This window comes from Streptomyces durbertensis, from assembly GCF_014156695.1.
Lineage (GTDB): Bacteria > Actinomycetota > Actinomycetes > Streptomycetales > Streptomycetaceae > Streptomyces > Streptomyces durbertensis.
Window position 1 is genome coordinate 1 of record NZ_WMLF01000213.1, and the last position, 8,898, is coordinate 8,898.

Here is an 8,898-nt window from a genome sequence, read left to right on the forward strand (position 1 = left end):
GCCGCCACGAACCACCCGCCACGCCCCGCCACGAACCCGCGACAGACGCCGGCCGCCCGTGGCCGGCGACAACGCCGGCCACGGGCGGCCAGGGGAGGAGAGGACCGGCTCAGACCGCCGGCGCGGGGAACGTCGGGTACTCGACGCCGGAGACGTGCTGGACGACCCGCACGACCTGGCAGGAGTAGCCGAACTCGTTGTCGTACCAGAGGTACAGGATCGCGTTGTCCCCGTCGACCTTGGTCGCGCCGGCGTCGACGATCGAGGCGTGACGGGAGCCGATGAAGTCGCTGGAGACCGCGTCGGGCGCGCTGATGAAGTCGATCTGGCGCTTGAGCGGCGACGTCAGCGACACGTTCCGCAGGTAGTCCAGGACATCCTCGCGGCTGGTCTCCCGGCCGAGCTGGAGGCTGAGGATCGCGATCGACACGTCCGGCACCGGGACGCGGATCGAGCTGCCGGTGATGGGCGCCTTCAGCTCCGGCAGCGCCTTGGCGACGGCGGAGGCGGCGCCGGTCTCGGTGATGACCATGTTGAGCGCCGCCGAACGGCCGCGCCGGTCGGAGTTGTGGTAGTTGTCCAGCAGGTTCTGGTCGTTGGTGAACGAGTGGACCGTCTCCACGTGGCCGCGCCGCACACCGTACTCGTCGGCCATCGCCTTCAGCGGCGGCACGATCGCGTTGGTGGTGCAGGACGCGCACGAGAGGATCTGCTCGTCCGGCTTGATCGTGTCGTGGTTGACCCCGTGCACGATGTTCGGGATGTCGCCCTTGCCGGGGGCGGTCAGTACGACCTTGTGGATGCCCGGGCGCAGGTGCTTGGACAGCCCCTCGCGGTCCCGCCACCGACCGGTGTTGTCGATGAGGATGGCGTCCTTGATGCCGTACTCGGTGTAGTCGACCGTCGTCGGGTCGTCGGAGTAGATGACCCGGATCTCGTTGCCGTTGGCGATGATCTTGCTGTTCGCCTCGTCGACGGTGATCGTGCCCTGGAACTGGCCGTGGATCGAGTCGCGGCGCAGCAGCGAGGCCCGCTTGACGATGTCCTGGCCCGCGCCGCGGCGCACCACGATGGCCCGCAGCCGCAGACCGTTGCCGGAACCGGCCTTCTCGATCAGCAGCCGGGCGAGCAGCCGGCCGATGCGACCGAAGCCGTAGAGCACGACGTCACGTGCCTCGCGGCGCTCGATCTTGTTCTCCCCGGTGGCGCCGGCGACCGCCTCGGCGGTGAACTCCTCCACCGACAGGCCGCGGTCGTCGCCCCGGTAGGTCGCGGCGAGCATGCCGATGTCGATCTGGGACGGCCCCAGGTCGAGCGTGGAGAGAGCCTGCAGGAAGGGAAGCGTCTCGGTGACCGAGAGCTCCTCGCCGGCGATCTGACGGGCGAACCGGTGGGTCTTGAGAATGCTGACCACCGACTTGTTCACCAGGGAGCGGCTGTGCAGCAGGACGGTGACGTCCCGCTCCCTCTGCAGCTTCCCGATCATCGGGATCATCGACTCCGCGATCTTCTCGCGGTTCTTCCAGTCAGTGAACGAGTCCTCGTTGACAGTCACAAGTTTATCTTTCGAGCTAGGCGGTGCTCATATGTTAACCGCACGGTCCGACCGTGCGGTGAGCGGGCCGCCGCTCCCACCCCCGCCGCGCGCCGGACCGACGTCTTCGCAGCTCAGCGGCGTGTCAGTCGCGGTCCGCCGAGGTGAGCACCACCCAGACCGGCCCGACGGCAAACGGCAACGGCGAGCCGTCGGGGGAGGAGAAGCGCGTGCCGGTCGAGGCGGTCGGCCGCTCCCAGCGCGCCCGGTATGCGTGGCCGTCGCGCAACACCAGCGCGTCGCCGGACCCCACCGTCTCGGTGTACGGGGTCACGTTCCCGCCCCGGTCCCGGAAGTCCGACCCCCGCACGGTGACGTACTGCACCACCACCGTCGCCGCGGACAACCGCACCCCCGCCGTACCGACCGCCGGCTCCCCGTCCAACGACACCAGCCACCTGCCCTCACCGCTCGACCACTCGAAGCCGAACGCCGCCGCCGGGTACCGCACGGTGTGCCGCTCCCGCGCCTCACCGCCGGCCGGCCGCCGCTCGTCGAAGACAAACCCGATGTCGGCGGCCGTGCTCGCCCGCGGCGCGGCCGCAAGGGCCGCCTCCGGCCGCAGGTAGAGGTTGTGCGGCGCAGGCCGGTCACCGCCGCGCGCGTAGGCCTCCGGAGCGGCCGACGGCGGCACCGGGTACAGCGAGGCAGCCTCCAGCAGCGGCCGCAGCCGCGACTGCACCCCGGAGTAGCCCAGTGCCGGCCGTCCGAACTGCTCCAACAGCTCCAGGTCCGACTCCCGCGCGCTGCGCACCGGTCCGACCCGCTCCGGCAGCCGGCCCGAGTAGACGGCGACCAGCCGGCTCAGGCCGGACTCCACCCGCTCGGCGTACACAAGATCCGCGTCCTCGACCCCCGTGTGCGGCCGTGCCGGCCGCACGTTGTCGATCTTCACCGCGAGCACCGGACCCGCCTCGACGCCCGCCTCACCGGTGAACGGTGAGGCGGTGGGGGAGGGGGACGGCGACTCGGCGCCGCGCCCGCCCTCCTCGTCCCCGCCCGGCTGGCAGCCGCACGACACCAGCACCAGCAGCAGCGCCACCACCACCGCGCCACGTGCCGGCCACGCCCTTCGACCCCGCGTGTCCACCGGACCGCCCCGGACCGTCGGCGACGTCCCCGCCGGCCACTGACCCCGGCCCTCAGCCGCCGCCCTCCGCGGTGACCAGCGCCAGCGTCGCCAGGCCCAGCACGATCCAGGCGAACCACAGCAACCCGTTGCCGCCCAGCGCCACGCTGTACGCCGTCGCGACCACCAGCGCCACCAGCGTCGCGACGGTCATCTTCTTGACGGATCCCGTCATACCGGTCATGGCAGCCACCTCCACGGCGGTGCGGCGCCCACAGCTGTCCGTGCGCGCCGGGCCCGATACCGCCATGGTCCCGCAGAACGGCCGATTCGCGCTACTTCACGGCGCTATGTGTCCCCGTGGGATCCCTGGGATCCCACGCGCACCGCCGGGCGCCCGACGGCCGCCAGGATCACCGGCTGCCGGAGTTGAGCGAGGTCAGATACGCGTTGTACGCCGCGAGCTCCTTGTCGCCGTCCCGGTCCGCCGCCCGGTCCTTGCGCCGGGCCTGCCGCTGCTCGGAGTGGTACCACTGGTAGATCAGCGCGATCAGCACGATCACCGACGGGATCTCACTGAACGCCCACGCGATGCCGCCGGCCGCGCTCTGGTCCGCCAGCGCGTCCACCCCCAGGCTGGCCGGCGGGTTCTGGTACGTGCCGATCATCGGCTCGCTCGCCATCATCAACGCGATCCCGAAGAACGCGTGGAAGGGCATCGAGGCGAACAGCTCCAGCATCCGCATGATGTGCCCCGGCCGGTGCGGCCCCGGGTCCACGCCCATGATCGGCCAGAAGAACACCAGCCCCACCGCCAGGAAGTGCACCATCATGCCGATGTGCCCGGGCCGCGACTCCATCAGGAAGTCGAACACCGGCGTGAAGTACAGCGCGTAGAGGCTCGCGATGAAAAGCGGGATGGTGAACGCCGGATGCGTGATCACCCGCACGTAGCGGCTGTGCAGGAACGACACCAGCACCTCGCGGGGACCCCGACGGCCCCGCCCGGCCGACGGCAGTGCCCGCAGCGCCAGCGTGACCGGCGCGCCCAGCAGCAGCAGGATCGGGGACAGCATGCTGATCACCATGTGCTGCACCATGTGCACGCTGAACAGCACCATGCCGTAGTCGTTCAGCGCGGTGACCGTCACCAGCGCCACGCTCAGCACGCCGACCGCGAAGGCGACCGTCCGCCGCACCGGCCAGCGGTCCCCGCGCGCCCGCAGCCGCAGCACACCCCAACCGTAGAGCGCGAGCGCCAGCAGCGACCCGTAGAGGAAGAACGGCTCTCCGGTGAACTCCAGCCCCCTGCCCCAGGTGAAGGGAAGCAGCTCCCCGGGCATGCCGTGTTCGCCGTGGTCCATCGCGTGATCTCCTGGCCGATTGGTTCGCGCCGATTGCCCGAACAAGAGTAGAACCGCCCCCGGCCGCACTCGCGGCCGGGGGCGGTCAGGCGTCCGCATCGCGGACGCAGCTGCCGGGAGTCGGGTCAGGCGGGCCCGGTGGCAGCCGCGACGCGCTCCCGGCGCAGCGCCTCGTACCAGCGGTCGTCGACCGGTGGCAGCGCGTTCACGTCCAGCGCCAGCTTGATCAGCAGGTCGGCGATCTGCGGGTTGCGGGCCAGCACCGGACCGTGCATGTACGTACCGAAGACGGTGTCGTTCCAGGCGCCCTCGGTGCCGTCGCCGGTGCCGTTGCCGCGCCCGAGGCGGACCCGGGCGAACGGCCGGGCGGTCGGCCCGAGGTGGGTGACGCCCTGGTGGTTCTCGAAGCCGGTCAGCTGCGGCAGCCGGAGCCGCTCGTCCACGTCCGCCAGCACGTCGCCGACGCAGCGCTCGCCCTCACCGCGCACGCTCGTCACGTCCAGCAGGCCGAGTCCCTCCTCCCGCTGCCCGAGGTCGTTGACGAACTCGTGGCCGAGGATCTGGTAGCCGGCGCACACCGACAGGATGATCGCCCCGTTGTCGGCGGCCCGGCTCAGCCCGCCGTCCCGGCGCAGCCGCTCGGCGGCCAGCCGCTGCGGCCGGTCCTCGCCGCCGCCGACCAGGTAGATGTCCCCGGAGGTGGGGATCGGCTGGTCGGAACGCACGTCCATGCGCTGCACCGCCAGACCGCGCTGCTGTGCCCGACGCTCCACGACCAGGACGTTGCCCTGGTCGCCGTAGGTGCTCAGCAGGTCCGGGTAGACCCACACGACCCGCAGACTCGAGTCACTCATCGCTTGGCACTCCTCACTGGGGTCAGTTGCCGACGGCGCGGCGCAGGTCCTGGAACGCGGTGTAGTTCGCGATCGCCTCGATACGTCCGGGCGGGCAGGCCCGCACGGCCTCCGCTGCGGTGTCGAACACCTGGAAGTCGACGCCGGCCACCTCCAGCCGTACCGCCAGGTCCAGCCGCCGGTCGCCGATCACGCAGATGGGGTGCCCGGCCAGCCGCGAGTAGTCCACGTCCCACAGCCAGGAGGTGTCGGTGCCGTCGGCCCCGCGCGCGTTCACCGCGAGGATCACCGGCGCCGGCGGCGGGTCGATCAGGGAGAACGTCTCCAGCCAGCCGGCCGGGTTCTTCGCCAGCAGCAGCCGGATGTCCCGGTCCAGGTAGCTGACCACGTCGTACCGGCCGGCGACCGCCTGCACCGAGTACATCCGCTCCAGGGCGACCTGCGGCGGCACACCGAACGCGGCGGCGACCGCGGCGGAGGTCGTCGCGTTTGCCCTGTTGGCCCGTCCCGGCAGCTGGAGCCTGATCGGCCAGGCGGAACCGTGCGGGTCCAGCACGTGGTCGCCGGAGAGCGCCCAGGTCGGCGTCGGCCGGCGGAAACCGCACTCGCCGCACAGCCAGTCGTCGCCCGGCCGCTGCATCACACCGCCACACGAGGGGCAGGACCAGGCGTCGTCCTTCCACTCCTGGCCCGCGGCCACCCACACGACGTTCGCCGAGGAGGACGCCGCCCACACCACCAGCGGGTCGTCCGCGTTGGCGATGATCACCGCCTTCGAGCCGGCCAGCCCCTCCCGCCAGTGCTCGGCGAGCATCCGCGTCTCGGCGGCCCGGTCCAGCTGGTCGCGGGAGAGGTTGAGCAGCGCGATGGCCTTCGGCGTCACGTCCTTGGCGACACCCGCCAGGTACTTCTCGTCGACCTCGATCACGCCGTAGCGGGCCTTGGAACCGCCGGCCAGTGCCGAGGTGATGCCCGCCGGCATGTTGGCGCCCAGCGCGTTGGAGACGACCTCCTCGCCCGTGGCCCGCAGGGCCTCGGCGATCAGCCGCGTTGTGGTGGTCTTGCCGTTGGTCGCGGAGACGAGCACGACGTCCAGATGGGCCGCGAGCCGGGCCAGGAGGTCGGGGTCGAGTTTGAGGGCCACCCGGCCGCCGATCACCGATCCACTGCCGCGGCCCGCGGCCCGAGACACCGCCGCCGCGGCCCTGCCCGCCGTCACAGCCAGTTTGGCGCGCGGCGACAGCGGCTCCGAGTTGCCTGCCATCGTCCTTGATCCTCCTTGCGCTTCGCTCATGGTGCAGCCTATCGAGAGTTGGGCCCCCGCCCCGAACCGCACCACTGTCGGGAAGGAGCGGGCCGTAGGGTGTCGGACATGCGACGAGGCCCGATTCCCGGAGGCACCGGACAAGTCCGGCCCCTGACCCTGTACCGCACGGCGGTGCTGCACGAGCCGTGCGAGCCCGTGACCGACTTCGGGCCCGAACTCCGGACTCTGGTGGAGGACATGTTCGCCACCATGTACGCCGCCGGCGGCGTCGGTCTGGCCGCCAACCAGGTCGGCGTCCCGCTGCGCGTCTTCGTCTACGACTGCCCCGACGACGAGGACCGACGCCACCTCGGGCACGTGGTCAACCCGCGCCTGGTCGACGTGGGCGGTGAGGACGTGGCCGGCCCGGAGGGCTGCCTGTCCCTGCCCGGACTCGAGGCGCGCACACCACGCGCCGACCACGCCCGGGTGGAGGGCGTGCGTGCCGACGGCACACCGGTCACCGTCGAGGGTACGGGCTTCTTCGCCCGCTGCCTCCAGCACGAGTGCGACCACCTGGAGGGAACCGTCTACGCGGACCGGCTCGGGCCGCTGCGCCGACGCCGTCTGCTGCGCGCGGTACGCCGCACCCCCTGGGGCGCGCGGGCCGAGCCCGGCTGAGACGGCCGGGCGACGGTCGCGGCGGCGCTCAGAACGTCGGTCGGCCGGCCCGGTCGGCCGCCGCCGCCAGCCTCCCCCACAGCAGGTCGGCGAGATGTGACACCAACTGCTCCCGCGGGCAGGGCCGTTCACGCAGCCACCAGTCGCCGGCCGCGTGCATCATGCCGACGATCCCGTGACCCCAGACCCGGGCCAGTTCCTCACTGCCCGGCCCGAGGTCCAGCCGCTCCTCGATGAACACCGCCAGTTCCTCGCCCAGCCTGCGCAGCAGCGGAGCGGAGTGGTGGCCGACGTCGAAGCCCTGCTCGGTCTCGGCGTCCTCCGCCGGGTGCATCAGGAAGCGGTAGACCTGCGGGTGCGCCTCGATGGCCGTCAGGTACGTGTCCAGGGTGGCTTCCACCCGCTCCCGGCGCTCGGCGGGGGCGTCGAGCGCGGCCCGCAGGGACTCCAGCAGCGCGTCGGTGTGGCGCTGCGCCAACGCCCGGTAGAGCCCGCCCTTGTCGCCGAAGTGCCGGTAGAGGATCGGCTTGGTGATGCCCGCCTCGGCGGCGATGGCGTTCATCGACGCCCCGGGGCCGTCGCGGAGCACGACGCGCTCCGCCGCCTCCAGCAGCTCCCGTCGTCTGCGTTCGGCGGTGCTGCGCTGTGCCGTGCGCGGGTCGGTGTCCATTCCGCGTGCCCTCCCCCGTGCTGGGAATCCTGTCGTCGCCGCGAACGTAACACCTGGGGCCGTCACCGCCACGCCTCGCGCGAGAGCGCTCCCGGCAGGTTGACAGGGTGTACCCATGGGTAACAAAATGCGTTACCGCTAGTAACACACCTGTGGAGGCGCACGATGGCGGAATTCGCACTCGATCTCAACGAGGACCAGAAAGCCGTACGGGACTGGATCCACGGCTTCGCCGCCGACGTGATGCGCCCCGCCGCCGCCGAATGGGACGAACGCGAGGAGACCCCCTGGCCGATCATCCAGGAAGCCGCCAAGATCGGCATCTACTCACTCGACTTCTACGCCCAGCAGTTCTTCGACCCCACCGGCCTCGGCATCCCCATGGCCATGGAGGAACTCTTCTGGGGTGACGCCGGCATCGCCCTGTCCATCGTCGGTACCGGACTCGCCGCCGTCGGCGTCCTCGCCAACGGCACCGAGGAGCAGATCGGCACCTGGATCCCCCAGATGTACGGCGACGCGGGCGATGTCAAGGTCGCCGCCTTCTGCTCCTCCGAACCCGACGCCGGCTCCGACGTCTCCGCCATCCGCACCCGCGCCGTCTACGACGAGGCCAAGGACGAGTGGGTGCTCAACGGCACCAAGACCTGGGCCACCAACGGCGGCATAGCCAACGTCCACGTTGTCGTCGCCGTCGTCGACCCGGATCTCGGATCCCGGGGCCACGCCTCCTTCATCGTGCCGCCCGGCACCCCCGGCCTCAGTCAGGGCCAGAAGTTCCTCAAGCACGGCATCCGCGCCTCCCACACCGCCGAAGTCGTCCTCGAGGACGTCCGCGTCCCCGGCAGTTGCCTGCTCGGCGGCAAGGAGAAGCTCGACGAACGCCTCGCCCGCGTCCGCGAAGGCCGCCGCAAACAGGGCGGCAACGCCGCCATGGCCACCTTCGAAGCCTCCCGCCCCGCTGTCGGCGCCCAGGCCGTCGGCATCGCCCGCGCCGCCTACGAGGTCGCCCTCGACTACGCCAAGACCCGCGTCCAGTTCGGCCGCCCCATCATCGACAACCAGGGCGTCGCCTTCCAACTCGCCGACATGCGCACCCGCGTCGACGCCGCCCGGCTCCTCGTCTGGCGCGCCTCCTGGATGGCCGCCACCAAGCAGCCCTTCACCGCCGCCGAGGGGTCGATGTCCAAGCTCTTCGCCGGCGAGACCGCCCGCGAGGTCACCGCCCAGGCCATGCAGATCCTCGGCGGCAACGGCTTCACCCGCGAATACCCCGTCGAGCGCATGCACCGCGACGCGGCCATCTACACCATCTTCGAGGGCACCAGCGAGATCCAGCGGCTTGTCATCGCCCGCAGCATCTCGGGAGTCCCCATCCGCTGACCCCGCACACCCGCCGCCCGAGCGGCGACCACCCGAC

General features: G+C 71.5%; 9 protein-coding genes. 2 read left to right on the plus strand and 7 right to left on the minus strand.

Features of this window, described 5'->3' with window-relative positions; genetic code table 11:
- Positions 1–109: 109 nt before the first annotated feature.
- The 6 genes from GL263_RS15380 to GL263_RS15405 all read right to left on the minus strand — a co-directional run bounded on the left by GL263_RS15380 (position 110) and on the right by GL263_RS15405 (position 6,145).
- The gene (locus GL263_RS15380; RefSeq protein WP_182856278.1) at positions 110–1,555 is read right to left on the minus strand and encodes a glyceraldehyde-3-phosphate dehydrogenase; all 1,446 of its coding nucleotides are present in this window, start codon (positions 1,553–1,555) and stop codon (positions 110–112) included.
- A 124-nt stretch (positions 1,556–1,679) separates the two neighbouring features.
- A complete protein-coding gene (locus GL263_RS15385) occupies positions 1,680–2,642 on the minus strand; it encodes a DUF3048 domain-containing protein (RefSeq protein ID WP_323379414.1) in 963 nt (320 codons plus the stop codon).
- Between the two features lie 94 nt (positions 2,643–2,736).
- Entirely contained in the window at positions 2,737–2,907 is a 171-nt protein-coding gene (locus GL263_RS15390) for a hypothetical protein (protein WP_182856286.1), read from the minus strand.
- Between the two features lie 169 nt (positions 2,908–3,076).
- Positions 3,077–4,027 (minus strand): cytochrome c oxidase assembly protein, encoded by a 951-nt coding sequence (locus GL263_RS15395; RefSeq protein WP_182856280.1) that lies wholly within the window; start codon positions 4,025–4,027, stop codon positions 3,077–3,079.
- A 125-nt stretch (positions 4,028–4,152) separates the two neighbouring features.
- A complete protein-coding gene (locus GL263_RS15400) occupies positions 4,153–4,881 on the minus strand; it encodes a type 1 glutamine amidotransferase (protein WP_182856281.1) in 729 nt (242 codons plus the stop codon).
- Positions 4,882–4,903: 22 nt separating this feature from the next.
- Positions 4,904–6,145 carry a MurT ligase domain-containing protein gene (locus GL263_RS15405; protein WP_182856282.1) on the minus strand — a complete coding sequence of 414 codons (1,242 nt, stop codon included), beginning with the start codon at positions 6,143–6,145 and terminating at the stop codon, positions 4,904–4,906.
- Between the two features lie 108 nt (positions 6,146–6,253).
- Between GL263_RS15405 and def the strand changes: the two genes are divergently transcribed.
- Positions 6,254–6,808, plus strand: a complete 555-nt coding sequence (gene def, locus GL263_RS15410; RefSeq protein ID WP_182856283.1) for a peptide deformylase — start codon at positions 6,254–6,256, stop codon at positions 6,806–6,808.
- A gap of 28 nt (positions 6,809–6,836) precedes the next feature.
- On the opposite strand, the gene GL263_RS15415 is transcribed toward def, so the two are convergent.
- The gene (locus tag GL263_RS15415; protein WP_182856284.1) at positions 6,837–7,478 is read right to left on the minus strand and encodes a TetR/AcrR family transcriptional regulator; all 642 of its coding nucleotides are present in this window, start codon (positions 7,476–7,478) and stop codon (positions 6,837–6,839) included.
- Between the two features lie 165 nt (positions 7,479–7,643).
- Here GL263_RS15415 and GL263_RS15420 point away from each other — a divergent pair, with 165 nt between their 5' ends.
- Entirely contained in the window at positions 7,644–8,861 is a 1,218-nt protein-coding gene (locus GL263_RS15420; protein WP_182856285.1) for an acyl-CoA dehydrogenase family protein, read from the plus strand.
- The last annotated feature ends 37 nt before the right edge of the window (positions 8,862–8,898 follow it).